The 26,349-nt window shown below is 70.5% G+C and carries 22 protein-coding genes; 7 read left to right on the forward strand and 15 right to left on the reverse strand.

What is annotated here, in order from left to right:
- Positions 1 to 23: 23 nt before the first annotated feature.
- From G3I71_RS23660 to G3I71_RS23675, 4 genes are all read left to right on the forward strand, one after another.
- The gene (locus G3I71_RS23660) at positions 24 to 509 is read left to right on the forward strand and encodes a cation:proton antiporter regulatory subunit (RefSeq protein ID WP_164316963.1); all 486 of its coding nucleotides are present in this window, start codon (positions 24 to 26) and stop codon (positions 507 to 509) included.
- A gap of 7 nt (positions 510 to 516) precedes the next feature.
- Positions 517 to 1,749, forward strand: coding sequence for a cation:proton antiporter (locus G3I71_RS23665; protein WP_164316965.1), 1,233 nt, complete (start codon positions 517 to 519; stop codon positions 1,747 to 1,749).
- A 188-nt stretch (positions 1,750 to 1,937) separates the two neighbouring features.
- Positions 1,938 to 2,477: a hypothetical protein gene (locus tag G3I71_RS23670; RefSeq protein WP_164316967.1), complete on the forward strand. Its 540-nt coding sequence runs from the start codon at positions 1,938 to 1,940 to the stop codon at positions 2,475 to 2,477.
- A gap of 91 nt (positions 2,478 to 2,568) precedes the next feature.
- Complete coding sequence (locus G3I71_RS23675) at positions 2,569 to 4,770, forward strand: hypothetical protein (RefSeq protein WP_164316969.1); 2,202 nt, start codon at positions 2,569 to 2,571, stop codon at positions 4,768 to 4,770.
- Positions 4,771 to 4,785: 15 nt separating this feature from the next.
- Here G3I71_RS23675 and G3I71_RS23680 read toward each other — a convergent pair whose 3' ends face one another.
- From G3I71_RS23680 to G3I71_RS23705, 6 genes are all read right to left on the reverse strand, one after another.
- Positions 4,786 to 5,469, reverse strand: a complete 684-nt coding sequence (locus G3I71_RS23680) for a response regulator transcription factor (protein WP_164316971.1) — start codon at positions 5,467 to 5,469, stop codon at positions 4,786 to 4,788.
- Positions 5,466 to 6,704, reverse strand: coding sequence for a sensor histidine kinase (locus G3I71_RS23685; protein WP_164316973.1), 1,239 nt, complete (start codon positions 6,702 to 6,704; stop codon positions 5,466 to 5,468). The genes G3I71_RS23680 and G3I71_RS23685 overlap by 4 nt, the downstream gene beginning before the upstream one ends.
- A 115-nt stretch (positions 6,705 to 6,819) precedes the next feature.
- The gene (locus G3I71_RS23690) at positions 6,820 to 9,033 is read right to left on the reverse strand and encodes an MMPL family transporter (protein ID WP_164316975.1); all 2,214 of its coding nucleotides are present in this window, start codon (positions 9,031 to 9,033) and stop codon (positions 6,820 to 6,822) included.
- A gap of 202 nt (positions 9,034 to 9,235) precedes the next feature.
- Positions 9,236 to 12,040 (reverse strand): beta-L-arabinofuranosidase domain-containing protein, encoded by a 2,805-nt coding sequence (locus tag G3I71_RS23695; protein ID WP_164316978.1) that lies wholly within the window; start codon positions 12,038 to 12,040, stop codon positions 9,236 to 9,238.
- 79 nt (positions 12,041 to 12,119) lie between these two features.
- A complete protein-coding gene (locus G3I71_RS23700; protein WP_164317036.1) occupies positions 12,120 to 13,532 on the reverse strand; it encodes a family 43 glycosylhydrolase in 1,413 nt (470 codons plus the stop codon).
- A 228-nt stretch (positions 13,533 to 13,760) separates the two neighbouring features.
- Positions 13,761 to 14,975, reverse strand: coding sequence for a right-handed parallel beta-helix repeat-containing protein (locus tag G3I71_RS23705; RefSeq protein ID WP_164316980.1), 1,215 nt, complete (start codon positions 14,973 to 14,975; stop codon positions 13,761 to 13,763).
- A 132-nt stretch (positions 14,976 to 15,107) separates the two neighbouring features.
- Between G3I71_RS23705 and G3I71_RS23710 the strand changes: the two genes are divergently transcribed.
- A complete protein-coding gene (locus G3I71_RS23710; RefSeq protein WP_343243056.1) occupies positions 15,108 to 15,611 on the forward strand; it encodes a hypothetical protein in 504 nt (167 codons plus the stop codon).
- Between the two features lie 18 nt (positions 15,612 to 15,629).
- Here the strand turns inward: G3I71_RS23710 and G3I71_RS23715 are convergent, their stop codons facing one another.
- The 5 genes from G3I71_RS23715 to egtA form a co-directional block, all read right to left on the reverse strand.
- Positions 15,630 to 15,845: a dodecin gene (locus G3I71_RS23715; protein WP_164316982.1), complete on the reverse strand. Its 216-nt coding sequence runs from the start codon at positions 15,843 to 15,845 to the stop codon at positions 15,630 to 15,632.
- A gap of 138 nt (positions 15,846 to 15,983) precedes the next feature.
- Entirely contained in the window at positions 15,984 to 16,946 is a 963-nt protein-coding gene (gene egtD / locus G3I71_RS23720) for an L-histidine N(alpha)-methyltransferase (RefSeq protein WP_164316985.1), read from the reverse strand.
- Positions 16,943 to 17,734: an ergothioneine biosynthesis protein EgtC gene (gene egtC, locus G3I71_RS23725; protein WP_164316987.1), complete on the reverse strand. Its 792-nt coding sequence runs from the start codon at positions 17,732 to 17,734 to the stop codon at positions 16,943 to 16,945. Before egtC ends, egtD begins: the two co-directional genes overlap by 4 nt.
- Positions 17,734 to 19,056: an ergothioneine biosynthesis protein EgtB gene (gene egtB / locus G3I71_RS23730; RefSeq protein ID WP_164316989.1), complete on the reverse strand. Its 1,323-nt coding sequence runs from the start codon at positions 19,054 to 19,056 to the stop codon at positions 17,734 to 17,736. Before egtB ends, egtC begins: the two co-directional genes overlap by 1 nt.
- Positions 19,053 to 20,369 carry an ergothioneine biosynthesis glutamate--cysteine ligase EgtA gene (gene egtA / locus G3I71_RS23735; protein ID WP_164316992.1) on the reverse strand — a complete coding sequence of 439 codons (1,317 nt, stop codon included), beginning with the start codon at positions 20,367 to 20,369 and terminating at the stop codon, positions 19,053 to 19,055. Before egtA ends, egtB begins: the two co-directional genes overlap by 4 nt.
- Positions 20,370 to 20,647: 278 nt before the next feature.
- Here egtA and G3I71_RS23740 point away from each other — a divergent pair, with 278 nt between their 5' ends.
- On the forward strand, positions 20,648 to 21,469 hold the full coding sequence (locus G3I71_RS23740; RefSeq protein WP_164316994.1) for a TIGR02452 family protein: 822 nt from the start codon (positions 20,648 to 20,650) through the stop codon (positions 21,467 to 21,469).
- A gap of 86 nt (positions 21,470 to 21,555) precedes the next feature.
- Here G3I71_RS23740 and G3I71_RS23745 read toward each other — a convergent pair whose 3' ends face one another.
- The 3 genes from G3I71_RS23745 to G3I71_RS23755 all read right to left on the reverse strand — a co-directional run bounded on the left by G3I71_RS23745 (position 21,556) and on the right by G3I71_RS23755 (position 23,910).
- Positions 21,556 to 22,002: a type II toxin-antitoxin system PemK/MazF family toxin gene (locus G3I71_RS23745; protein ID WP_164316996.1), complete on the reverse strand. Its 447-nt coding sequence runs from the start codon at positions 22,000 to 22,002 to the stop codon at positions 21,556 to 21,558.
- Between the two features lie 39 nt (positions 22,003 to 22,041).
- Complete coding sequence (locus G3I71_RS23750; protein ID WP_164316998.1) at positions 22,042 to 23,529, reverse strand: flotillin family protein; 1,488 nt, start codon at positions 23,527 to 23,529, stop codon at positions 22,042 to 22,044.
- A 156-nt stretch (positions 23,530 to 23,685) separates the two neighbouring features.
- Positions 23,686 to 23,910, reverse strand: a complete 225-nt coding sequence (locus G3I71_RS23755) for a hypothetical protein (RefSeq protein WP_164317039.1) — start codon at positions 23,908 to 23,910, stop codon at positions 23,686 to 23,688.
- A gap of 409 nt (positions 23,911 to 24,319) precedes the next feature.
- Between G3I71_RS23755 and G3I71_RS23760 the strand changes: the two genes are divergently transcribed.
- The gene (locus tag G3I71_RS23760; RefSeq protein WP_164317000.1) at positions 24,320 to 25,708 is read left to right on the forward strand and encodes a glycoside hydrolase family 43 protein; all 1,389 of its coding nucleotides are present in this window, start codon (positions 24,320 to 24,322) and stop codon (positions 25,706 to 25,708) included.
- A gap of 15 nt (positions 25,709 to 25,723) precedes the next feature.
- On the opposite strand, the gene G3I71_RS23765 is transcribed toward G3I71_RS23760, so the two are convergent.
- Positions 25,724 to 26,349: helix-turn-helix domain-containing protein (locus G3I71_RS23765; RefSeq protein WP_164317002.1), on the reverse strand; the 626-nt coding region annotated here is incomplete at its 5' end.

The raw sequence follows: 26,349 nt of genomic DNA on the forward strand, positions 1-26,349 counted from the left end.
ACCAACCAGCAAGGGGATCCAACATGTCTGCGCCACGCCTGCGGGCGACTCCGCTGCCGGGTATCGGGGTCCAGTACGACCTTGTCACGCGTGAGCAACGGCATCTGTCGGTGGTGGCCCACCGCGACGGCGGCCGTACCGTGAACCTGTACCGGGACGACGATCCGGACTCGTGCGCCCAGTCGCTGCGGCTGACCGCGCCCGAGGCCGCCTCGCTGATCGACGCGCTGAGCCCCTCGCACCACAGCTCCAGCCTGCTGTCCACGACGCCGCTGGGGCTGGTGGCGGAGCGGGTGGAGGTGGCCGCCGGCTCGCGCTGGAACGGGCGGGTGCTCGGCGAGACGAAGATGCGGACGGAGACCGGTGCCTCCGTGGTCGCCGTGCTGCGGCGGGCCGAGGCGATCCCCTCCCCGACGCCCGCCTTCCGGCTGGCCGGCGGGGACGTCATCATCGTGATCGGTACCCGCGAGGGCGTCGACGCCGCCGCGGCGATACTCGGACGGGAGTGACAGCGCCATGCACTCCCAGGTCCTGCTGATCGAGTTCGGCGCCGTCATCCTCGCTCTCGGGCTCCTCGGCCGGATGGCCGCCCGGCTGAGCTTCTCCCCGATACCTCTCTATCTGCTCGCCGGTCTCGCCTTCGGCAATGGAGGTCTGCTGCCGCTCGGCGCGAGCGAGGAGTTCATCGCCACCGGCGCCGAGATCGGCGTCATACTGCTGCTGCTGATGCTCGGCCTCGAGTACACGGCCAGCGATCTCGTCTCCAACCTCAAGTCCCACTACCCGTCCGGCCTGGTGGACTTCACCCTGAACGCCCTGCCCGGCGCCGCCGCCGCGCTGCTGCTCGGCTGGGGCCCGGTAGCCGCCGTCGTGCTCGCCGGGGTCACCTGGATCTCGTCCTCCGGTGTCATCGCCAAGGTACTGGGCGACCTGGGCCGGGTCGGCAACCGCGAAACCCCGGTGATCCTCAGCATCCTGGTCCTGGAGGACCTGGCGATGGCGGTCTACCTGCCGATCGTCACCGCACTGGTCGCAGGGGTCTCGCTCGCCGCCGGCAGTGTCACCCTGGCGATCGCCCTCGGGGCCGCCGGCCTGGTGCTGTTCGTGGCCGTCCGCTTCGGCCGGGTCATCTCCCGCTTCGTCTCCAGCGACGACCCCGAGAAGCTGCTGCTGGTCGTCCTCGGCCTGACCATCCTCGTCGCGGGCATCGCCCAGGAGCTCCAGGTGTCCGCCGCCGTCGGGGCGTTCCTCGTCGGGATCGCGCTGTCGGGGGAGGTCGCGGAGGGCGCGCACACCCTGCTCAGCCCGCTCAGGGACCTGTTCGCGGCCATCTTCTTCGTCTTCTTCGGGCTGCACACCGACCCGGCAAGCATCCCGCCCGTGCTGCTGCCGGCCCTTGCCCTGGCCGTCGTCACGGCCGGCACGAAGATCGCCACCGGCTACTGGGCGGCCCGCCGCGCCGGAATCTCGGTCAAGGGCCGCTGGCGGGCGGGCGGCGCGCTCGTCGCCCGCGGCGAGTTCTCCATCGTCATCGCGGGCCTCGCGGTCACCGCCGGCATCGAGTCGGACCTCGGCCCGCTGGCCACGGCGTACGTCCTGATCCTGGTCGTCGCAGGCCCCCTCACCGCCCGCTGGACCGAGCCCCTGGCCGCCCGGGCCGGCGCGTGGCGAGCCCGGCGCGCGCGCCTCAGGACCCCGGCCACGGCCCCGCCGGACGAGGCGGTGCACCCCACGACCGTCGGAGACTGACGGGCGTCGCCTTCCGACCAGCCACTCACCCGTGCGGTGGGTGGCTTCGTCGTTCCGCAACTGCCGTACGCCTTGAAGGGATTGACGTGCCCTTTGCTTCCCGTTGACATTCCCCCAGGCTTCAAGTTAGGTATGCCTTACCTAAGTTCTTGTCCAGGTTCCCGTTCGAGAAAGGCGCTCCTCCGATCATGAGAGCTCTGCTGTCCGCCCGCACCGCCGCCCGTACCGGTCTCGCCGTCACCGCGTCCGCCGCGCTGATCCTGGGGCTCGCCACCTCGGCGTCCGCCGCCACCGCGACCCGTACCGTCGTAGACAGCGGCACCACCTACAACCTGTCGCTGACCGCGCCCGACACGGCCGCCGCGGCGGGCCAGGTCATCACCGTCACGGGCAGCGGCTACAACGCCGGCCAGGGCGTCTACGTCGGCCTGTGCGCGGTGGACGGCGACCCGGGTGTCAACAAGCCGACGCCCTGCCTCGGCGGGCAGGACGAGAGCGGTTCCACCGGCGCCTCGCACTGGATCAACAACACCTTCGGCGGCCTGTTCGCCAACAGCTCCACGTTCGGCACGGGTGGCACCTTCAGCGTGCAGATCTACGTCAAGGCCACCCTGGACGACGGCCAGGTCTGCGGCGAGGACGTCACCTGTGCCGTCGTCACCCGCGCCGACCACTTCGACAGCAGCGACCGCAAGTACGACGTGCACGTCCCGGTCACCTTCCAGTAGTCGCTGCCCGTAGCCGTCCGCAGTCGTCGGGCGGGGTCCGGCCGGTCGGCACCCGGCAGGGCCCCGCCCGTGGCTCGTCCCCGAGGACCCCATGACCCACGCACGCCGCAGACTCCGGGCGGCGGCCTCGCTGTCCGCCGCCTCCGCCCTCTCGCTCGCCACCCTCGGCGCCGGCTCCGGCGTCCAGGCCGCCGACACGCCGAAAACGGCCCTCGGCAAAGAGGGCCAGCGGCTCACCGTCTCCGCCTCCGCCGACCTCGCGCCCGGCGGCGAGACCCTCCAGGTCACCGGAACGGGATACGACCGGAGCAAGGGCATCTACGTCGCCCTCTGCAAGGACAACGGCGACAACCGCGTCCCCAGCCCCTGCCTGGGCGGCGCCGACACCTCAGGCGACGGCGCGGCCTCCCGCTGGATCGTCCCCGAGGGCGACACCTACGAGGGCGACCTCGCCATCGCGTACGGCGACGGCGGTACCTTCGACGTGACCCTCGACATCGAGGCCGTGGGCGACGGCCTCGACTGCGCCGAGGTGCCATGCGCGATCGTCACCCGCGTCGACCACCGGGGCAGCGGCGACCGTTCCCAGGACGTACGTGTCCCCGTCACCTTCACCGGCCAGGACCCCGCAGACGGCGGAGAGGGCGTCGACGTACCCGCCGGGACCGCTCGCTACCGGCAGGCGGCCGAGTTCACCACCACCGGCAAACCGCTCGACGTGCTCCTGCACCCCGACTCCGGGAAGCTGTACGTCGGTTCGGACAACCTCGCCGACACCGCCGACATCGACGAGCGCGGCCTGTACGTCCTCGACCCCGCCGACGGCACCGTCCGCAGCCACATCAGCCAGGCACCCGGAACGAACGGCGTCCTGCGCACCGCAGCCGCCGCACAACTCGCCGCCGCACTCCCCGGGGACGGCGTCCTCTACCGCTATCCCCTGCGCGGCATCGGCACCGCGAAGGACGGCGACCAGTCCGCGAAGGGCGTCTGGCTGACCGGCGCGACCATCACCGACCTCGGGCCCGGCACCACCGCCGACACCGTCCTGGTAGCCCAGGGCGCCACCCTCTCCGAGCTGGAGACGGCCACCGGCACCGTCCGTCGTACCCTTGCCCTGGACGGCGGACGCCGGCTCGCCGTCGACTCCGCCAGGGCCGCCGTCTGGTCCGCGGGCGCCTCCGGCGGGCAGCTGCGCCGCGTCGACACCGGCACCTTCACCGTCACGGCGACCGCCGAACTCCCGGACGCGGCCATCGGGTTCGTCGAGACCGACCCGGCCACCGGCAACGTCTGGGTGGGCGCGGGTAGTTCGGTCCTCGTCTTCGACCAGGGCGCACGACTCCTCGCGACCGTCGAGGGTACCGACGAAGCCGCGGCGGCCGCCTTCGACCCGTCGACGGGCCGTGTCTTCGTCGTCCGGCAGGACAACGGCGACACCAGCGGCGGCGGCGACAACAACGGTTCGCTCGCCGTGTACGACACGACGACGCACGAGGTCGCGGTGGAAGCGGTGCCGCTGCCGGGCAACCACTCCCAGCTCGGCGCGGCCGCGATCACCGTCGCCGCCGGAGGTACGACGGTCTATGTGACCAGCCCTGCCGAGGGCAAGGTCGTCAAACTGGACCAGTTCGTCTCACCCAAGGTCGTCCAGGCGCCGACGGACCAGACGGTCACGGTCGGCGACACGGTCACCCTCATCGCGCAGGCCGAGGGCACCCCGGCACCGACCGTGCGCTGGCAGGTCAGCACGGACGGGGCACAGACCTGGCAGGACGTGCCGGACGCGACCGGGACCACGTACGCCTTCACCGCCGAGGCCGGACACGACGGCCACCACTACCGCGCCGAGTTCACCAACACGGCCGGCATCACCCGCACCACGCCCGTCATCCTCACGGTGACCGGCGAGGCGAGCACCGGAGGCGGCGACTCGGGCGGGTCGGCCGGTGGCGACACGGGCGGCGACGGTGGGACGACCGGCGGCACCGACGGGGGCGTCGGTACCGGCGGCAGCACGACCAGCGGGACTACGACCGGTGGCAGTACGTCCGGTGGCGGGGCGACGGGCGGCAGCACGACCGGGGGAAGTACCACGGGCGGTACCGACACCACCGGTGGCTCGGCGGCCACCGGGTCGACCACCTCCGCTTCGGGCTCCACCACCGGCGGCAGCCTCGCCGCCACCGGCGTGGGCGCCCTGGGAATGGCCACGGCAGCCGCGGCACTCACCGCGGCCGGCTGGCTCGCGTTCCGCCGCGGCCGGGGGAAGGCGACCGGCGGAACGGACTGACTGCCGTCCCACGTCTCACGAGGCCTGCGGCGGCAGGGCCCGCACCAGGCCCGACTGGTAGGCGATGACGACCAGTTGGGCCCGGTCGCGGGCGCGCAGCTTCGTCATCGCGCGGTGTACGTGGGTACGCACGGTCAGCGGGCTGACGTACAGCTTCTCCGCGATCTCGTCGTTCGACCCGCCCTCGGCGGCCAGGCACATCACCTCCCGTTCCCGGGTGGTGAGTGCCGCGAGTGCCTCTGGGGTCGCCAACTGCATTCCCGGAGCAGGGGAGTTGAGGAAGCGGGTGATGAGGGTGCGGGTCGCGTTGGGGGAGAGGAGGGACTCGCCGGAGGCCACCGTACGGATACCGGCGAGCAGTGCCTCGGCGGTGACGTCCTTGCCGAGGAAACCGCTGGCGCCGGCCCGCAGCGCCTGGGCCACGTACTCGTCCGTCTCGAACGTCGTCAGGATCAGCACACGCGTCGCGGACAGTTCCGGGTCGGCGCAGATCGCGGCGGTGGCGGCCAGTCCGTCGGTGCCGGGCATCCGGATGTCCATGAGGACCACGTCGGGAAGGTGGGTGCGGGTCGCCTCGACCGCCTCCCGGCCGTCGGTGGCCTCGCCGATCACCGTCATGTCGGCCTCGGACTCGATCAGGATCCGGAACGTCGCCCGGAGCAGGGCCTGGTCGTCGGCGAGCAGGACGCGAATGGTCATGGGGTGCGCTCTTCTTCTTCCGAGGGCTGGGGATAGAGGGGCAGCGCGGTGGAGACCTCGAAACCGCCCTCCGGGCGGTGTCCTGCCTCCAGGTTGCCGCCGACGGACTGGGCGCGCTCCCGCATCCCGATGAGACCGAAACCGCGCGTCGGCACGGCTGCGACGGAGTTGGAGAGACCGGCGGGGACCGTGGCGGGGACTGCGGCGGTGGTGTTGTTGGTGACGGTGATGGCCAGCCGGTCCGCCGAGTACGCGAGCCGTACACACGCCGCCGCTCCGGCCGCGTGCTTGGTGATGTTGGTGAGCGCCTCCTGCACGATCCGGAACGCCGTCAGGTCCACCCCCGGGGACAGCGGGCGCTCTCTGCCCACGGTGGTGAGGGTGACCCCGAGCCCGGCGGACCGGACCGTGTCGAGCAGCTCGGGGAGCCGGGAGAGGCCGGGGGCCGGTTCCAGGGGGGCGGCGACGTCGTCGGCGTGGCGCAGCAGACCGACGGTGGCCTTGAGCTCGCGCAGCGCCGAGGAGGTCGTGCCGGTGAGGTCGTTGAGCATCCGGCGGGTCTGCTCGGGGTTGCTGCGCGCCAGATGCGCGGCGGTGGTCGCCTGGGCGTTGGCTAGGGCCAGATGGTGGGCGACGACGTCGTGCAGCTCCCGGGCGATACGCATCCGCTCCTCGGTCACCCGGTGCCGGGCCTCCTCCTCGCGGTTCCGCTCGGCGTGCTCGGCGCGGGCGTGCACGGCGTCCAGATAGGCACGGCGCATACGGCGCGCGCTGCCGGAGGCGACCGGGACGAGCACATAGGCGATGGGGGCGATCGTCTTGAGGACGATCGGGTGGTCGACCGGGTCGAGGAGCGTGGCCGTGGCCACCAGCATGACGATCATGCCGAGGCAGTAGAAGCGGGTCGTCCGCCGGTCGGTGAGGATGGCGAGCCAGTAGACCGCGACCATGGCGGGGGCGAGTATCAGCACGGTGAGCAGATAACCCAGCGCGCTCGCCGTCATGGCACAGACCGTGGTCACGACGACGGCCGTACGCGGATGGCTGCGGCTCAGCAGCACGCCCGCGCACGCGTTGACGGCGATGACCACGGCGGGCCACAGCTCCTCGCGCTGGGTGGTGCCGGGCAGGCTGATCCGGGCGCCGACCAGGAAGAGGACGAACAGCGTCACGACGGTCACCGTGTCGACGACACGGGGATGGTCCGCGATGTAACGCTCGATGTCGATGTTCATCGGTTCTCTCCGGTCGAAGGGCGTGGACCCATGGTCCACGACAGCGCGTCGCGACGTCCGACGAGGGCCGCCCGTGTGTCCAGCACGGGCGGCCCCCAGGGCGTACGGCCGAATGTCAGACCTGGACCGCCTCCCGGTCTGCCGTTCCGTCCGCCCCGTCCTCGGGTGTGACCGACCGGTGCGCGAGTGCCTCGCCCTCCACATCGACCCTGGGAAGCACCTTGTCCAGCCAGCCCGGCATCCACCAGGCGGCCTTGCCGAGCAGGGCCAGTACGGCGGGGACGAGCGCCATACGGACCACGAAGGCGTCGAACAGGACGGCCACGGCCAGTCCGAAGCCGATCATCTTGATGATGGACTCGCCGGCCCCGATGAACCCGGAGAAGACGGCCATCATGATCAGCGCGGCGGCGACCACGACCCGCGCGCTGTACCGGAACCCGGTGACGACAGCCTGCGCGGGCCCGTCCCCGTGGACGTACGCCTCCCGCATCCGGGCGACCAGGAACACCTCGTAGTCCATCGCCAGTCCGAAGACGATGCCCACCAGGAAGATCGGCATCATGCTCATGATCGGACCGGTCGTCTCGACGCCGAGGAGCGAGGCGCCCCAGCCCCACTGGAACACCGCGATCACGGAACCGAGCGCCGCCAGTACCGAAAGGAGGAACCCGAGGGCCGCCTTGACGGGGACCAGGATCGACCGGAAGACCAGCAGGAGCAGCACGATGGCCAGCCCCACGACCACGATCAGATACGGGACCAGCGCGTCCTGCATCTTCTGGGCGACGTCGATGTTCGCCGCGGTGCTGCCGGTGACACTGAACTCCGCGTCCGTGCCGGCCACCGTGGCCGGCCGGTCGGACCGGATGCTCTTGACGAGGTCCTGCGTCTTCGTGCTGGTCGGCGCGTCGGCCGGGACGGCGGAGAAGATCGCGGTGTCGCCGGCGGGGTTGAAGCGGGCCGGGGAGACGGACACGACCCCCTTCGTGGCGGCGATCTTCTCGGAGATCGTCGCCACCGCACCCTTGGCGTCGGCAGCGCCCTTGGCGTCCACGACGATCGTCAGGGGGCCGTTGAAGCCGGGGCCGAAGGCCTGCGCGAGGTCGTCGTAGGCGCGGCGCTCGGTGGTGGAGGTCGGCTTGGCCTCGTCGCCGGACGTGCCCAGCTGGAGGTCCATCACGGGTATCGCGAGCGCGCCGAGACCGGCCACCGAGGCGATCAGCACCGGGATCGGGCGGCGCAGCACGAACCGGGCCCAGCGGGTGCCGCCGTTGTGCTCTTCGGTCTGCTTGATCTGTCCGGTCTTCCGGGCGGTGCGCGAGAGCAGGGCGTTCGGCCAGAACCCGACCAGGGCCGGGACCAGCGTCAGCGCGATGAGCACACCCACGCCGACCGCGCCGGCCGCCGCGAGCCCCATCTTCGTCAGCATCGGCACGCCGACCACCATGAGCCCGGCCAGGGCGATGACGACGGTGAGACCGGCGAAGACGACCGCCGAACCGGCGGTACCGGTCGCGAGCGCCGCCGCCTCCTGTGGGCCGTGCCCCTTGCCGCGCTCCTCCCGGTACCGGGAGACGATGAACACTGCGTAGTCGATTCCGCAGGCCAGCCCCAGCATGCTGGCGAGCGTCCCGGTCGTCGAGGACAGACCGAGCGTGCTGCTCAGCGCCAGGATCGACGCCATGCTGACGCCCACACCGATGACCGCGGTCAGCAGCGGAAGCCCGGCGGCGGCCAGCGAACCGAAGGTGACGATCAGGACGAGGGCCGCGATGGCGATACCGATCGCCTCGGCGGCGCCGCCCGCAGCAGGCGTCGTCGCCAGCGCCGTGCCGCCGACCTCGACGGTCAGCCCCGAGCCCTGCGCCTCCTTGATGGCGTTCCTGAGGTGGTTCTTGGTGGCGTCGGTGAGATCGTCGGGCTTCGCCTTGTAGCTGACGGTGGCGTACGCCGTAGAGGCGTCCTCGCTGACCGCCTGAGCCTGGAAGGGATCCGCGGCGGACGCGACCTGTGAACCGTCGGCCACCTCGCCCACGAACTTCTCGATCGCCGCCCTGTTCTCGGTGGCGGTGACCTTCTCGCCGCCCGGCGCCACGAACACCACCCGGGCGTTCGCGCCGTGCGCGTTGGAGCCGGGGAACCGCTGGTCCATCAGGTCGAATGCCTTCTGGGACTCGATTCCCGGCATCGTGTTGTCGGCGTCGGGAGCGGCGGGCGCGGTCGCGGCACCGGCACCGACGGCGGCGAGCACCGCCACCCACATCAGGGCGACGTACCAGCGCCGCCGGAAGGCCAGTCGGCCCAGCTTGTACAGGAAGGTGGCCACGAGGGGGAGGTCTCCACATCATCGGATCTCGGGTACCCGACAAGGTTCCCGGGACCGACCCCCTCCCGTCGTCGTGCACCTGTCGACAATCGCGACTACTGAGAACGTAGTACAGGCGCCCTCGCCGGTCGTCCGTACGCAGGACGGGCGGTACCCCTCGGGTAGGGGGTACCGCCCGCGACGACCGGAAGGCGTACGAGGATCAGGCCACGTACGACGCCCCCTGCGCGGTGCTCACCACCGTGTTGGCGGACGCCTGCGTGAGCAGTCCCGCCGTCACCCAGGCCGTCGTCGTCGACTGCACCCGAGCCACCAGCGCGGCCTTGTTCGCGAAGGGCGCCCCCGCCCAGATCTCGTCGAGCAGCGTGGTGCCGTCGGTCTTCGCCGGGTTGGCGATCCCGGAGGAGACGGTCCCGAACACGACCGTCGGTTCGGCGCGCCGGACATAGGCGTGCGTCGGGTCCTCGGTCCCCTCGGAGAAGGGGGCGAACTCGGTGCCGTTCAGCGTGTAGTGCAGCGGCTTGCCGCTCACCGGGGTGAGGGAGGGCAGCAGATCGCCGGAGAGCGCGGCGTTGCGGTACAGCCCGACGGACAGATAGCTGGTGCTCGAACTCCGCGCGACCAGGTTCACCGGACCGTGGAACAGGGCCTGCAGCGACGGGTCGTCGAGCGCCTTCTCGACCCGCAGCCGGAACGGCACACTGATCCGTACGATGTCACCGCTCTGCCAGGTCCGCGACACCGCGAAGTAGCTCCCGGCGACCGGAGTCCCGCTCACCGCCTGCCCGTTGACGGTCACCTGGAACCCGGCCGTCGCCCAGACCGGCACCCGCAGCCGCAGCGCGAAGGCGGCGCTGCCGCCCCCGAAGGTGAGCGTGGTGCCCTGCTCCTGCGGGTACTGGGTGGTCTGGGTGACGGTGACGCCCTTCTCGGCCCAGGTCAGGGTGGAGGGGCTGTACAGGTTGACGTACAGGGAGGCGCCGTCGGCCGCCTTGAAGTACACCGAGTCCTGGTACTTCGTGGCGCTCTCCATACCCGTGCCCTCGCAGCACGTGGTGCCCTGCTTGGGCGTGTAGTCGCGCACATGTCCGGGCGTGAGCCCGATGAAGTAGGTCACGAGCGGCTTCTCGGCGTCGGCCTTGTCCTGCTTGGAGCCGAGCACCTGGTTGTAGAGGGCCCGCTCGTAGTAGTCCATGTACTTCGGGTCCTGCTCGTGGAAGAACAGCGTCCGGCTCAGCTTGAGCAGGTTGTACGCACAGCAGGTCTCGGCGTTCGTGTCGCTGATCGTCCCCGCGATCACCCCGCGCGCCTTCCAGAACTCACCCGTGCTCGTGCCGCCGATCCCGTACATGCGCTGCGGGACGACCATGCCCCAGAAGTTCTTCGCGGCGGTCAGATAGCGCGTCTCGCCCGTCGCGTCGTACAGCCGTACGCATCCGGTGAAGATCGGGATGTGCTGGTTGGCGTGCAGGCCGTTGAGAGTGTCGGTGTTCGCCGCGCACGCGTCGATGAGCGTGTCGAGGTCGAACAGCTTGGCCAGGGCGAGGTGATCGGCCTTGCCGGTGATCGTGTACAGGTCGACGATGGTCTCGACGATGCCGCCGAACTCGCCGCTGGAGAAGATTCCCCACATCCGCTGCAGGGTGGCGTCGGGCAGCTTGGACAGGCGGGAGTACATCCAGTCGCACATGCCCGACGCGAGGTCCAGCGCCCGGGCGTCGTCCGTCGCGAGATAGGCGTCCAGCAGACCCTTGAGGATCTTGTGCGCCGTGTAGTAGGGCGCCCACACCTTCGTGTAGTCGCCGCTCGTCATCGACTCCAGTGCGATGAACTGCGTCTCCGGATAGGCGGCGAGGAAGCCCTGGTGGCTCGGGCCGCCCCAGGTGCGGCGCAGGGTGGCGGTCAGCCCGCGCCCGGAGGCATCGCCGAAGGTGCCGCCGGAGGTGGCGGAGAAGTAGTACGAGGCGAGGTTGCCGAGCCCGGCGGAGGAGTTCTTGGCCTCGTTGCTCTGGAGCGAGGTGATGTCGGCCGCGGTCAGGGCGCGCGAGTAGACGTTGAACTCGTCGAAGGCGCCCGCGTAGACGGGGTCGCCGGAGTAGTTCGAGCGGCCGAGCCAGTTGTTCGTCAGGGTGCCCAGGACGGACGGGTTGAGCGTCATCGAGGTGTTCGTGGCGACGGCGGTGCCGTTGACGTAGAGCGTGCCCGTGGTGCCGGAGATGGTCACCGCGAGGTGGCTCCACTGGTTCAGCGGCAGCGCGGCGGTGCCGTTGAGCGCCTGCTCCCCGCCGGCCCCGCTGGTGGTGATGGCGAACCGCGGCACCCCACTGGCGTTGCGGGAGGCCAGGTACATGTACCGGGTGGTGTCGTTGCCGAAGTCGAAGACCCGCTGCCAGTTGGCGTCGTGGGTGGGCTTGACCCAGATCGACAGGGTGATCGCCGCGGCACTGTTCGGCACGGTCGCGGGGAGATCCACGTACTGGTAGGAGCCCCGCACGTTCTCGTGCGCGCCGCCCCACTTCCCGGTGACGGTGAGCATGCGCGGGTCGGTGCGCAGCGCCGCGCGCACGTCGGTCAGCGCGCCGACCATCGTCCCGATCTTGTCGGCGTAGGCCTGCTCCCCGGTGCTTGCGTACGCCTGCGACAGCATGCTCAGGAAGTGGCCGGTGTAGTGGCCGCGCAGGTTGCCGTTGGCCTCGCCGTCCAGGCCCTCCCAGCCGCCCGGGGCGACCGCGCCGCCGGTGGAGAGGCCCGCGTTGGCGCGGAACACCTGGAGCAGCCGGTTCACGTCGTAGCCGCGCCCGTGGTCCAGCATCAGCTGGCGCTTGCTCGCGAAGACGCCCGTGCCGAGCGAGACCTCCTTCAGCTCGAACGGGCGGAGCGTCCAGGCGGACGGCGCGGGCAGGGCAGCGGCGGCGGCCCGGCCGGCGGCGGCGTAGGCGAACGCGGGCGCGGCGGCGGCCAGCATCGCGCTCTGGAGCACGAACCGTCTCGACAGGTGGGGGGTCACATGTGCCTCGTCTCTGAGGTGACTGACGTGGTTGAGCTCTGAAGTCCCTTGATCTGTCCGGGTGTTCGCCCGGTGGTGACTACTCGGCGTAGTAGGTCGCGTCCTGCTGGTCCAGGGAGGTGCTCAGCGGCTGGAGCTGGATCAGGCCGTTGTAGTGCCGGATGTAACGGCCCGGGAAGTTGTACGACTCGAAGGACACCCCGGCCGAGTCGGCGAGGCCCGCCCGCCGGGTGAAGGACGCGTCGGCCAGGAAGGTGGCCGTGCCGCTGTTCTTCTCCACCCACAGCTCGTAGTTCTTGTGCCGGAGGTAGTAGCCGGGGAAGTTCGCCGACTCCAGCGAGACGGTCCCGGAGCCGGTCAGCCCGGTGACGATCCGGAACTGCGAGTCGGCGAGGTTGGTGACGTTCGCCTCCAGCTTCGCGCGGTACTCCCAGTGCCGGATGTACCGGTCCGGGTAGTTGAACGACGAGAAGCGGACCGGAGTGAGACCGTCGGAGACCGGGATGCCGAAGTTCGGGGTGCCGTCGGTGTTCCAGTACAGCTTCTGGTAACGGGTGCGCCGGTTGGGGTCGTAGAGCGGATCGCCGCTGATGTCCTTGTAGTTGCGGTCGTGGTAGACGAGGACGTCGGACTTGCCGTCCTCGGAGACCGTGAAGGTGTTGTGGCCCGGCCCGTACTGCCCGGTCGAGGCGTTGCTCGCGAGCACCGGCTGCGAGTTCTTCGTCCAGGAGGCCGGGTTGAGCAGGTCGGCCGAGGCGGACGCGGTCAGCAGGCCCAGGCAGTAGTTGGCGTCGGTGGCGCTCGCCGAGAAGGACATGAAGACCTTGCCGCCCCGCTGGATGACGGACGGCCCCTCGTTCACCGTGTACCCGATGATCTCCCAGGACAGTGTGGGCCGGGAGATCATCGCCGGAGTGCCGCTGATGGTCCAGGGGTTGGACATCTTCGCCAGGTAGATGTTGGTGCCGTCGCCGACGGCCGGGTCGTTCTGCGCCCAGCTCAGGTAGCGGGTGCCGTTCACCACGAAGGTCGTCGCGTCGAGCGAGAAGGTGTCCAGCGGCAGCGCGATCCGGCCCTTCTCGGTCCAGGTCCCGGTGATCGGGTTGGCGGCCGAGGTCTCCAGGACGTACGGGCGGATCTTCCAGATGTCCTCAGCGGCGCCGGCCGCGAAGTACACGTACCACTTGCCGTCGATGAAGTGGATCTCCGGAGCCCAGATGTGGGCGCCCATGTCGCCGGTGGTGTGCTTGGTCCAGATGGTCGTCTCGGCGGCGCTCGCCAGGCCCTGGAGCGTGGTGGCGCGGCGCAGCACGATCCGGTCGTACGCGGGGACCGTGGCGGTGAAGTAGTAGTAGCCGTCGGTGTGCCTGTAGATGTGCGGATCGGCGCGCTGCTCGGCGATCGGGTTGGTGAAGGTGACGGCAGGGGACGCCGGGACGGCGGCGAACGCCGGGGTGCCTACGACGACGGGCACGGTCACGGCGACCACCAGGGCCGTGCAGGCTTTGAGGAGCGTGCGTCGGCTGGTCGAACTGCTGCGGGGGCGGTCCACGGCGAGTCTCCTTCAGCGGCCTGTTCCCGGGCCGACATTGTTCGGTATATGGAACGACGTACGGAGGTTCGACCGAAAGATAGGTAGGGGGCGTGAGTGAGTCAATGTTTCCGACAGATTGAATTCCGGTTGACCCCTCACGCCCCCGGACATGCCGCCGAAGACGGACTAGAAGCGGGCTCCGATGGCCGTTCCGGCGCGCGGGACAAGGAAATCGGGGGCGGCGGGCAGCGAACCGTCCGCGCGGCGCCCGCCCGTGATCGCCGCCGGGTCGGTGCTCAGTACCGAAGCGGCGTTCCAAGTGCCGCCCAGATTCCAGGAGTTGCCGGTCAAGACGGTGGCCGATCCGACGGCGACGGCACGTCCGTCGGCGACCGACAGGTTGGCGGTGAGGGTGGCGCGTCCTGCGGAGACGTCGAAGTCGAAGCCGGTGCCCGCATTCCCGTACGCAGTAGCGCGGTTGACGCCGATGGAGCCCGGATTGCCGTTGTCCGTGAAGCCGTGCGCCGCGTTCTTGAACGCGGCGGTGTTGCGCAGGACGTGCGCCACGGCGGGTGCCGGGGTGCCGCCGCCGAGCTTGAAGCCGTTGCCGTCGCCCGCGAAGTCGGGGAAGTCCCAGCGGTTGACGCCGTTGCCGTACGCGATGGTGTTCTCGATCGTGACCGGCGAGGTGAACTTCCAGGCGTCGAAGCCGTCGTCCACGTTGTTCCACAACCGCGCGCCCCGCACCACGTTGCCGGTTCCGGCGCCCTCCTTGATGGCCAGCCCGTCCGCGCTCTCGCCGTTCTTGCGCGGATCGCGGTTCCCGTAACTGTCCAGGTCCAGGATCTGGTTGTCGGCGGAGGCGCCCTGGAGCTGGAAGCCGGACTCGTAGTTGTCGTGTGTGACGAGACGGGCGAAGACGTTGTTGTTGCAGCCGTCGCAGTACACGCCGTACGGCCCGTTCACGATCTCCAGCCCCGAGATCCGCCAGTACGAGGCCTCCTGGTGGATCGCCCCGCGCTCGGCGCGCGGGATGCTGCCGCCGACCGGTGTGTGACTGGCGGGCAGTCGCTCCCCGTCGACGACGACCCGCTCGCCCGCGTAGGTGCCCAGGGTGATGGGCTGGGACGCGGTGCCGGAGGTGGCGATGGTGATGTTGTCGGTGAGCGCGTAGGTGCCCCCGCGCACGGTGATCGTGTCGCCCGGTTTCGCCAGGTCGACGGCCTTCTGGATGGTCTTCAGGGGGCGTGCGAGCGTGCCCGGCGCCGAGTCGTCACCGCCCGTCGCCACCACGAGCGTCGTCGCGGCACTCGCCCCCTCGGCGACACCCACGAGCATCCCCGCTGTCATTAACGCGGTGCCCAGGACCGCCGTTCCCGTCCGGATCGCTGCGTTGCGCATGTACGGCTCCCGCCTCTGCCTCGGCTGTGTCGCCAAGGAGTGGCCGCCGACGCCGTGGAGGTTGCCGGGTCGGGCCTCAACAGCGTCAGGCACCCTCAACAGCGTCAGGGATTCTCAATAGAGTCAGGGACCGTGACGCAGAACAACAGTTTGAAGAGCAACAGACCGCTCGCCGTGTTCGACCTCGACAACACGCTCGCAGACACCGCGCACCGGCAGCGGTTCCTGGAGCGCAAGCCCCGCGACTGGCCCGCGTTCTTCGCCGCCGCGCCGCACGACCCGCCCCTGACCGAGGGCGTCACGCTGGCCCTGGAGAGCGCGCGGGAGTGCGAGGTCGCCTACCTCACCGGCCGGCCCGAGCGCTGCCGCCGGGACACGCTCGCCTGGCTCGCCGCGCACGGACTGCCCGAGGGGCGCGTCTGGATGCGGCGCAACGACGACCGCAGACCCGCCCGCAGCACCAAACTGGAGACCCTGCGCCGACTTGCCCGCGACCGCGAGATCCGCGTCCTGGTGGACGACGACGAACTCGTCTGCCAGGACGCGGAACGCGCGGGATTCAGCGTCGTACGGGCCCGCTGGACGGCCGAGTCGACCGCGCTGAAGGAGGCGCAGGAGGGCGAGGGCCGGACCTGAGCAAGTGGCCTACGGCTGTCACTCGCCGTCGTCCAGCCGGAAGCCGACCTTCAGACCGACCTGGTAATGCTCGACCTGCCCGTCCTTGATCTGGCCCCTGACCTGCGTGATCTCGAACCAGTCCAGGTTGCGCAGGGTCTGCGAGGCCCGGCTGATGCCGTTGCGGACGGCCTGGTCGACGCCTTCGTGCGAGGTGCCGACGATCTCGGTGACCCGATAGGTGTGGTTCGACATGCGGGTGCTCCTCTTCGCGGAACGGGAGGTACAGGAGGTACGGGAGGTAGTTACTGGCCGGTACTGGGTGTGATGGATCTTCCTGGCGGCATTCCACGTTCCACCGTGCCCCATGTGACGGTGGTTCGCGAGGTGTCGTCAACGGGCGACGCTCAACGACAGGGCGAAGAGGCCCCGCTCGTCGGTCCACCACCGGGTCGGTTCCAGCCCGGCGGCGGCCAGTTCGGCGCCCACACCCTCCTTCCGGAACTTCGCCGACACCTCCGTACGCAGTTCCTCGCCCGCCGCGAAGTCGACGGCGAGATCGAGTGCGGGAATCTTCACGGTCTGCTCGGCGAGCGAACGCAGCCGCATCTCGATCCACTCGTTGTCCGAGTCCCACAGCGCCACATGCTCGAACGCGTCGGGGTCGAAGTCGGCGCCGAGTTCGCGGTTGACGACGGTCAGCACGTTCTTGTTGAACTCGGCCGTCACGCCCGCCGCGTCGTCGTACGCCGGGACCAGCACCGACGCGTCCTTGACCAGGTCGGTGCCGAGCAGCAGCGCGTCGCCGGGCGACAGCAGGGAACGCACCGAGGACAGGAACGCGCCCCGCTCGGCGGGCAGCAGGTTGCCGATCGTGCCGCCGAGGAACGCCAGCAGCCGGGGCCCGGGCGTGCCCGGCAGCGCCAGACCGCCGGTGAAGTCGGCGATCAGCGCGTGCACGCCGAGCCCGGGCCGCTCGGCGATCAGCGCCTCGCCCGCCAGCCGCAGCGCGCTCTCACTGACGTCGACCGGGACATATGTCTCCAGGTCCGGCAGCGCGTCCAGCAGGTGCCGTGTCTTCTCCGACGACCCGGAGCCCAGCTCGACCAGCGTGCGCGCACCGGTCACGGCGGCGATCTCCCCGGCCCGGGCGAGCAGGATCTCGCGCTCGGCCCGGGTCGGGTAGTACTCGGGCAACTCGGTGATCTCGTCGAAGAGTTCGCTGCCGCGGGCGTCGTAGAACCACTTCGGCGGGAGGGTCTTGGGTGTGCGGGTGAGCCCGTGGAGAACGTCGGCGCGCAGGGCGGCCTCCGTGGCGTCCTCGGGCAGGGTGCGGGTGACCAGGAACGGACTCACGTACGAAGCTCCTCGGGTGGTACGGATGCCAGGTCGTCGCTCAGGTCCCGGAGCGGGGTGAGCCGGACCTCGGTGCGGCTCGCGATGACGAGGGTGTGGTCGGGTACCTCCTGCCAGCGGGGATCGTCGTCGTACGGCTCGGACGCCACCACCGTGCGGCGGCCGGGCCCGGTCAGATGGAACAGGGTGTCGCCCCAGGTGGTCGCCGCGATCGTCGTGCCGTCGGTGAGCAGCAGGTTGAGCCGGGAACCGGGAGCCGCCGCGTCCACCTCCAGGACGGTGCGGGCCAGCGCGCGGCCGACGTCGTCACCGGCGTGCAGCCGGTGCAGCACCAGCGCCCACAGGAACGCCGAGTCGGAGCGCGCCTCCATCGACAGCAACTCCTCGCCCGGCAGGGCCTGTACGAGGGGTGCGAGGGACCCCGGCCAGCCCTTGACCGCCCCGTTGTGTCCGAACAGCCAGGCACCGGCGGCGAAGGGCGCCGCGGCGGCCTCCCCGTCGGCGCCGGCCAGCGTCGCGTCCCGTACGGCGGCGAGCAGCGCGGTGGTCCGTACGACCCGGGCGAGGTCGGCGAAGGACGGATCTCCCCACACGGGCCCGGCACGCCGGTAGCGGGCCGGCACCGGATCGCCCTCCGCGTACCAACCGACGCCGAAACCATCGGCGTTGACGGTCCCGTGCCGCTGGTGCCGGGGTGCCCACGACTGCCGGTACAGCCCGTGCGGCGGCTCCGTCACCACACTGCCGATCGCCTCCGGGGGCCCCAGGAAGGCCAGTTGACGGCACATCAGACGGCCTCCGGGGTGCGGGCGGTGCGGAAACCGGAGAAGATCTGCCGTCGGATCGGATAGTCCCAGTTGCGGAACGTCCCCCGGCAGGCCACCGCGTCCACGGCGAACGAACCACCGCGCAGCACCTTGTGGTCGGGGCCGAAGAACACCTCCGAGTACTCCTTGTACGGGAACATGCTGAACCCCGGGTACGGCAGGAGATCGCTCGCCGTCCACTCCCACACGTCACCGATCAGCTGCCGTACCCCGAGGGGCGATTCCCCGGCCGGATAGCTTCCGGCGGGCGCCGGACGCAGATGCCGCTGGCCGAGGTTGGCGTGCTCGGGGGTGGGGTCGGCGTCGCCCCACGGGTAGCGCGTCGAGCGGTCGGCCGCCGGGTCGTGCCGGGCGGCCTTCTCCCACTCCGCCTCGGTGGGCAGCCGGCGCCCGGCCCAGCGGGCGTACGCGTCCGCCTCGTACCAGCAGACGTGCACGACGGGCTCCTCGGGCGGCACCACCTCGGTGACCCCGAACCGGCGCCGCAGCCACTGCCCGCCCTCCCGGAACCAGAACAGCGGTGCGTACAGGGAGCTTTGACGCGCATGCGCCCAGCCGTCCGGTGTCCACCAGCGCGGGTCGTCGTAGCCGCCGTCCGCGATGAACGCCTGGTAGGCGGCGTTCGTCACCGGGGTCGTGTCGATGAAGAAGGACGCCACCTCGCGCCGGTGAGCGGGCCGTTCGTTGTCCAGGGACCACGGCTCGGTGGAGGTGCCCATCGTGAACGGGCCACCGGGGACCAGGACTTCGGCCGGACCGGTGAACGGCGGAGCGGGCTCCGGGTCGGGGGCATGGAGAACCGCCGGGCCTTGGCGCAGCTGATGGGTGATCAGCATCGTCTCGTCGTGCTGCTGTTCGTGCTGGGCGATCATCCCGAAGGCGAACCCCGCCTCGGTCAGCCGCGCGCCCGTACCTTCGAACGCGGCGCTCTCCAGCACGTCCAGGGCCCGGCCGCGCACCTCCGCCGCGTACTTACGGGCCTCGGCGGGCGGCAGCAGCGGCAGCGAGGGCCGTTCGGCGCGGGAGTGCTCGAAGGCGTCGTACAGGCCGTCGATCTCGGGCCGCATCGCCTCCCGCCCGGCGACCGCGCGCAGCAGCCACATCTCCTCCTGGTTGCCGATGTGCGCGAGGTCCCACACCAGCGGGGACATCAACGGAGAGTGCTGGGCGGTGAGTTCGGGATCGTCCACGGAGGTGAGGAGCGTGGTCCGCTCCCGCGCGGTGGTGAGCGCGGCAAGGGCGCGCTCCCGGAGCGTCTCCGGGTCCAGGGCGGGGTCGGTCATGTACGCGAATCCCTTCCGTACGAAGTCCCCTGCGCACGCGGATCCGTGTCGCGCAGGCTGTCGAGCAGGTCGTCGGCCGGACAACGGCCTTGAACGACATAGCGGTCGAGGTACGCGGCGACGGCGTCGACGACCTCCTGGCTCGCGCCGAGCCGGGGCAGGGCGTCCAGAGCGGCCGAGAAACAGACGAGGGCGACCTCGTGCAGTTCGGGGTCGGACAGGCCGTAGCGGGCCGCGTCGGACCACAGCGGATTGTGCGGGGCGGGCAGTGATCCGGCGCGCTCGGCGAGCGGCTTGACCGCCCGGTAGGCCAGCTCGGCGGCCTCGGGGTCGTCGAAGAGCGCGGCCGTGACGGCGAGCGGGACGATCCAGCCGTCGTCGCCGGGCTGGGCGTCGATCATGCGCAGTTCGAGATGGCCGCGCGGCCGGACCGGGGGGAACAGGGTCGTCAGGTGGTAGTCGAGATCCTCCCGCGTCGGCGGCCGGGGCACCCCGGACCGGATCCACTCCCGGAACGTCAGCCCGTCCTCCGGCACGTCCCACGGTCCGCTGTCCCGCCGTACGCACATCACCGGGGCGTCGAGCACATGCCGGGCCCAGGCCTGGCGCGGCTCGGCGTCCAGCGGCTGTGCACCCGCTCTCCCGGCGCCGATCTCCATCCACAGCACCTGCCGGGTGGAACGCCAGCCGGTGGGGCTGCCCACGGCGAGCGGGGAGTTGGCGAAGGCGGCCACGAGGACCGCGCCGAGCTGGTGCGCGAGCCACCAGCGCCGTCCGTGCCCGAGGGGGCCGGGCTCTTCGTGACCGGCGTCGAGGCACACCTGCACGGAGGCAGAGGTGCACATCATGGCCCGGCCCGCCGGGCCCGTGAGGTCGAGGGACCGCTCCAGGGCGTCGTAGCGCGGCTCGTGCAGGAAACGACGCGGCGGGTGCCAGGGGTCCTGGCCGATGCCGACGATACCGAGACCGTGCTCACGCAGTACCGCGCGGACGGCGTCCAGGTCGGCGGAGACGGATCCGATGCACTCCATCAGGGAGTCGGCGGGAGCGGAGCTGAGCTCCAGCTGACCGCCCGGTTCGACGGTGAGCGCCGACCTGAGAGGCAGGGTCCGCAGTGCGGCGTAGGCCGCTTCGAGCCGTTCGGGTGTCACGGGGAGCTGCGGCTGCCGCAGCTCGTGGACGATCCATTCGACCTCGACACCGAGGGTGCGCGGCGGTCCGGTCTTGAAGCAGATCCCCCGGACCAGGGCTTCGACCTCGGCCTCGGAGAGAGCGGTGCGGCGCTTTGTACAGCCGCTTACCGAATCAGACATGTCGGGATCCTCCTGAGATTCCACCATGCCGCCGGCCCGGCTTCGGGTGGGCCGGACAGGCAACGCTCGTCCCACCCAAACCCCTGGCGTCGAATCGCACAAGGGTGCACATGGGCACTTTCAGGACGATGGATCTCCGTTTCCATGGCGTTGGTGAGCCGTTCGCATACCCGGGAAACTCTGTTGCACCGCGTGTCCAGCATCACCCACGATGCCTGTATGAGCACGGCGGGGGAGCGAGCACCAGGCACGGTCATGGCGCACACGGGGGTGGCGCCATGAGTGCCCGCCTGCGCGACCTCGCACGTGGAACGGAGGAGATCGTCGCGGCCGGTTCCTACCGCGCGTCCGACGGACGCGCGGTGCGACTCGCCGCGGCGATCGAGGCCGCCCGGGAGGGCACACGCCTCTACGGCCCGGGTCCGCTGGACGTCCCTTTGACGGTCTCACCGCTGGACACTTCCTTCGAGGTCACCGGCGAGAGCAGCCTGGAGGCCGCCCGCCGCCTCCCCGGCCCGGTGGCGGTCCTGAACTTCTCCTCGGCCCGCAACCCGGGTGGCGGCTACCTGAACGGCGCCCAGGCCCAGGAAGAGGCCCTGTGCCGGGCCTCCGCGCTGTACACCTGCCTGACGGAGGTGCGCGAGTTCTACGACCACCACCGCACCCACCGCGACCCGTTGTACACGGACCGCGTCATCCACTCACCGGGGGTACCGGTCTTCCGCGACGACCGGGGCCGCCTCCTGGACGCCCCGTACACGCCGGGCTTCCTCACCTCGGCGGCCCCGAACGCGGGCGTCGTACGACGAACGGCCCCCGAGCGGGTGGCGGACATCCCCCGGGCCCTGGCATCCCGGGCGGAACGGGTCCTGGAAGTGGCAGCCACAGAGGGCTACCGCCGCCTGGTCCTGGGCGCCTGGGGCTGCGGAGTCTTCCAGAACGACCCGGCGACGGTGGCGACCACATTCAGGGACCTGCTGGTGGGCGGCCGATTCGAGGGCACCTTCGAGAAGGTCGTGTTCGCGATCCTGGACCGCACGAAGAACACAGCAACGCGATCGGCCTTCGAACGTACCTTCGCGGGAGTGAGCGCCCTCTAGGGCGCGGCCTGCTTGTGGCATTCAGGGGCGCGGGGAACTGCGCGACCAGCCACACACAACCCGCACGCGCCCCACGACCGAACCCCTCACTGCCAGCCGTACAGCTCCTGCAACCGCCGCACAACGGAGTTGAACCGCATCCGGTCCAACGCGCAGGCCTCCCGCCGCATCCCGTCCTCGAACAGCCGCAGTACCCGGTCCACGTCGACCCACGAGTCCCGCCCGGTCCGATCCCACGGCCCGCTCCCGATCGGAACCCACTCCCGGTCCCCGTCATGCCGCTTGCTGGACAACTGCACGGCAAGAAACGTCCCGGCGGCCTCGCGGGCGACAACAAGCACAGGCCGGTCCTTCCCCCGCCCGTCGTTCTCCTCGAACGGCACCCAGGTCCACACGATCTCGCCCGGATCGGGATCGCCGTCGTGGGCGGGCGAGTACTCCGTACGCACCCGCCCGACGTCGCGAGGATCGGCCTCGGTGGTGGCGGAGGGGCCATAACGCCCCGGAACATCGGCATCGGTAAAGGCAGTCACGGGGCTCACGTTAGAGCCTGAGCCCCGTGACTCACCGCATCACCCCTCGTCCTTCTCCACCGGCACCTTCTGAACTGTCGGCGCCGCCAGGCCGTTCAGCGCCGAATTGCCGTTCGGCGTCTGCCCGTTCTGGTTCATGGACGTGAGCAGTTGCCGCGCCAGCCCCAGCCCCGTACCGCCCATGGTGAGCGCCTTGGCGAGCATCTCCGCCATGCCGTCCGCACCGTTGAGCACCACCATGTTGTCCACGCTGCCGAACGCGGACGCACCGGCCTTCACGATCTCCGGCCAGTTCTCGGCGAGTTGCTGGGCGACCACCGCTTCCTGGTTCTCCGCGAGCGCGGCGGCCCGCGCCTTGATGGTCTCTGCCTCCGCGAGCCCCTTCGCCCGCGTCGCCTCGGCGGCGGCGAGGCCCTTGGCCTGGGACGCGGCGGCCTCGGCCTCACCGGTGGCCCGCGTCGACATGGCGGCGGCCGCACCCCGTGCCTTGGTCGCCTCGGCCTCGGCGTTCGCGGCCGTCTTGATCCGGTTCGCCTCGGCCGTGGCCGCGAGCTCGGTCTCCTTGGCCTTCGCCTGAGCCGCCGAGATACGCGCGTCACGCTCGGCCTCGGCCCGCGCCCGCGTCTCGTAGGCCTGCGCGTCGGCCGGCTTGCGGACGTCCGCCTGGAGCTGCTGCTCCCGGCGCAGGGCGTCGAGTTCGGCGATGCGCGTCTCCTGGATGACGACGTCCTGCCGGGCGGCGGCGTCGGCGAGCGGTCCGGCCTGCCGGGCCTTCGCCGCCGCCTTGTCGCGCTCCGCCTGGTATCCGGCCTGCAGGATCTCGCTGTCCCGGGTGGCCTCCGACATCCGCGCCGCGGCCTTCTGCTCGGCCTCGGTGGCGAGACGGTTCGCCTCGGCCTGCGCGATGCGCGCGTCCCGCTGGACGGCGGCGGCGTGCGGCATGGCGAGGTTCTTGATGTACCCGGTCGGGTCCTCGATCTCGTGGATCTGGAGGGAGTCGACGATCAGGCCGAGTTTCTCCATCTCCGTGCCGCACGCGGCCCGGGTCTGCCCGGTGAGCTTCTCGCGGTCGCGGATCATCTCCTCGACGGTCAACCCGCCGACGATGGACCGCAGATGACCGGCGAACACGTTGTGCACGCGCTCGGCCATCATCTTCTGCTGGTCGAGGAAACGGCGGCCCGCGTTGGCGATCGACACGAAGTCGTCGCCGACCTTGAAGATGACAACGCCCCGTACCTTGAGCGGAATGCCCTGAGTGGTCACGCAGTCCACGTGCAGTTCGGTCTCGTTCAGGTCGAGCGAGATCTTGCGCACCGCCTGGACCCCGGGCAGCACGAGGGTGCCCCGTCCGGTGACGATACGGAACCCCATGCCTGCCTCAAGGCCTTCGGTCCTGTGCTTGGAACCGGAGATGATGAGTGCCTCGTTGGGTTCAGCGACCCGCCACATCATCTTGAAAATGCCGATTAGTGCGAGGACGGCTACTACCGCGACCCCCGCAACGACGCCGATGAACATCGGCATACGCCCCCTTTGCCTGGTGCCCTTTCGGCACCGAACGACGCAAGGGTGCTCCTGCGCGAGGCCGGGGTACAGACACTGACGAATCCTTGTTGCAAGCTTGACGCACACGTGATCATCCGCAGACGTACGGACTTCACGATCGCACGTCCGCCGGGCTCAGCTGTCGTAGGCGGAGGTGACGTACACGGTGCGTGGCGGCAGGTACTCGACGACCATGACCACGGTCCCCCGCTCGATCCGTTCCTGGGTCGCGGCGGGATACGCCAGGAAGTGCTCGGCGCCGCCGCGCACCCGGACGATCACCTCACCGACCAGCCCTGGCCCGATCGTGCCCGTCACCCGCCCCATCAAGCCGACCATCGGCGCGTCGTCCATGGTCACAGCGTACGGGCCCAAACCCCCTTGTGCCGCCGTCGAGTCGGCGACGGGTCGGAACGGCGGCTCACTGTTCGCCGGGCCGAGCAGCCGGGTGCCCACCGGCAGCCCTTCGCCCACGAACCCGGCGGCACGATTCGGTAGTCGTACGGACACTTCCGTCGCACACCGTCGCGCCGCGCCGACGCGTTCCCCATAGTGATCTCACAGCTTTACTACCGAACGGTAACCGCTGGTGGGGTGGTGTGGTGCGAGATGTCGAATGTGCCGCGTCCGGGCGGAAGTTCACAGGTCCGGAGCGTGTCCGAAGTATTGACGTGCGCACGACCCGGATCTACGGTCTGACCGATTTACCGAACTGCGTTCGCAATGTCGAACATAGAGAGCCGTCGGTTGGATCACCAAGGAGCCGCACGTGACCAGTTCCCGCCCCACGCCCTCCCGTCGCAGCCTGCTGCGCGCGCTGGCCGTCCTGCCCGCCTCGGCGATCGTCCTGGGCGAGCTGCCCGGACTGCTCGGCACCGCCGCCGCGGCGGCCCCGGCCAGCGGCTCCGCGACGCGCTACACCATCGTGCCGTTCCTCAACAGCAACGACGGCACGGTGAACGTCTACCAGTCCGACGACGCCACCGACTTCCGGCTCGTGCAGTCCTCGGCCTACACCCCGCCGAGCAACCGCATCCGCGACGCGAGCGTCCTCAAGCACACCAACGGCTACTACTACGTCACCTACACCACCCACACCTGGCAGGACGCCAGCACCACCATCGGCTTCGCGCGCAGCTCGGACCGCGTCAACTGGACCTTCCTGTACGACTACACGGTCCCGATCACCAGCCTGTCCCGCGCGTGGGCGCCCGAGTGGTTCGTCGACAGCGACGGCAGCGTGAACATCATCGTGTCCTGCTCGGTCACCAGCGACGAGTGGATCTTCACGCCTTATCTGCTGAAGGCGACCAACTCCGCGCTCACGGCGTGGAGTTCACCGGTGGCGCTGTCAGGCATCGGGTCGAACCACATCGACATGTGCATCGTGAAGGTCGGTTCGACCTACCATGCCTTCCCGAAGAACGAGACGACGAAGTACATCGAGTACGCCACCGCCTCCAGCCTCGCCGGCCCCTACACCATCTCGAAGACCGGCGACTGGGCCGGCTGGGGCAGTTACCGCGAAGGCCCGTCCGTGATCCAGCTCGACAACGGCGGCTGGCGGATCTTCTTCGACGGCTACGGCGACGGGAAGTACTACTACAGCGACAGCTACGACACGTTCGCCACCTGGACCGCCGCGAAGGCACTGCCCTCGATCTCCGGAACGGCCCGTCACTTCACGGTGGTCAAGGAGACGGTCAGTGGCGGTCCGACCCTGTCGAAGGGCGTCACGCGGTCCTTCCAGTCGGTCAACTACGCGACGCGGTACTGGCAGGTGCAGTCCTCCCTGCTCAACCTCCCTGTGGTGAGCAGCTCCAGCACCACCGCGCTCAAGCAGGCGTCCACCTTCACGGTCGTCGCGGGACTGGCCGACAGCAACGGCTACTCGTTCCGCGACAGCTCCGGCAACTACCTCCGCCACTACGACTACCGAGCCCGCTTCGACGCCAACGACGGTACGTCGGCCTTCGCGAGGGACGCCACGTTCATCGCGCGGACGGGCACGGCGTCGGGGTCGGTGCGCTTCGAGTCGTACAACTACCCGGGCTACTTCCTGCGCCACTACAACTACCAGCTGCGCGTGGACGTGACGGACGGCACGGACACCTTCCGCCAGGACAGCTCGTTCGTGCCGGTGACGGCCTGGGCGTAAGCCGCCGCCGTGCCGCTACTGCACTTGCTGGCGTCCCAAGTGCCGCATGGTCAGGGCCAGTTGCAGTCTGAGCCGGCCCTGCGGGGTACGGACGGGCCAGCCGAGGAGCGCCTCGGCGTGGCCCAACCGGTCCTGGAGCGTGGAGTGGTGGACGTTGACCTCGACGGCGGCGCCCCGCAGGCTCGCCGTCGAGGCGACGGCGTGCAACGTCGTCAGCATCCAGGGCGCGTCCGCGACCGCGGCCTCCAGCGCCTGTACGTCGGGCGCCGGATCCGCTCCCGGTACGACGAGCTCGGCGAGCAGCCCGATACCGCCGAGCTCGTCGGCGTACACGACCAGCGGTCCGGGGGCGTGCGGGGTGCCCTCGGCGGTGAAACGGAGCGCGGTGCGGGCGGCGGCCCAGGAGCCCGGCAGTTCGAGCACGGGCACGGCGGGGCCGACACCTACCCGGCCGGACGGAAGGGCGGGTCCGGTGTCGGCGGCGGCCGGCTTGGCGCGGGCCGGATCTTCCGGGGCCGGCAGTCGGCCTCCGACGGGGGCGGGCCCGCGCAGGGCGGAGGCGGCCAGGACGCGGGGCAGGCCGTCGAGCGACGCGACCGCGTGGGCCGGGGCGGCCGGGTCCAGGCCCAGTCGCCGGGCCG

This window comes from Streptomyces sp. SID12501, assembly GCF_010550245.1.
Classification (GTDB): Bacteria; Actinomycetota; Actinomycetes; order Streptomycetales; family Streptomycetaceae; genus Streptomyces.

Coding starts and splice junctions, on each gene's coding strand:
- G3I71_RS23660 (WP_164316963.1), top strand. CDS start 24: ATGTCTGCGCCACGCCTGCGGGCGACTCCGCTGCCGGGTATCGGGGTC.
- G3I71_RS23665 (WP_164316965.1), top strand. CDS start 517: ATGCACTCCCAGGTCCTGCTGATCGAGTTCGGCGCCGTCATCCTCGCT.
- G3I71_RS23670 (WP_164316967.1), top strand. CDS start 1,938: ATGAGAGCTCTGCTGTCCGCCCGCACCGCCGCCCGTACCGGTCTCGCC.
- G3I71_RS23675 (WP_164316969.1), top strand. CDS start 2,569: ATGACCCACGCACGCCGCAGACTCCGGGCGGCGGCCTCGCTGTCCGCC.
- G3I71_RS23680 (WP_164316971.1), bottom strand. CDS start 5,469: ATGACCATTCGCGTCCTGCTCGCCGACGACCAGGCCCTGCTCCGGGCG.
- G3I71_RS23685 (WP_164316973.1), bottom strand. CDS start 6,704: ATGAACATCGACATCGAGCGTTACATCGCGGACCATCCCCGTGTCGTC.
- G3I71_RS23705 (WP_164316980.1), bottom strand. CDS start 14,975: ATGCGCAACGCAGCGATCCGGACGGGAACGGCGGTCCTGGGCACCGCG.
- G3I71_RS23715 (WP_164316982.1), bottom strand. CDS start 15,845: ATGTCGAACCACACCTATCGGGTCACCGAGATCGTCGGCACCTCGCAC.
- egtC (WP_164316987.1), bottom strand. CDS start 17,734: ATGTGCCGTCAACTGGCCTTCCTGGGGCCCCCGGAGGCGATCGGCAGT.
- egtB (WP_164316989.1), bottom strand. CDS start 19,056: ATGACCGACCCCGCCCTGGACCCGGAGACGCTCCGGGAGCGCGCCCTT.
- egtA (WP_164316992.1), bottom strand. CDS start 20,369: ATGTCTGATTCGGTAAGCGGCTGTACAAAGCGCCGCACCGCTCTCTCC.
- G3I71_RS23740 (WP_164316994.1), top strand. CDS start 20,648: ATGAGTGCCCGCCTGCGCGACCTCGCACGTGGAACGGAGGAGATCGTC.
- G3I71_RS23750 (WP_164316998.1), bottom strand. CDS start 23,529: ATGCCGATGTTCATCGGCGTCGTTGCGGGGGTCGCGGTAGTAGCCGTC.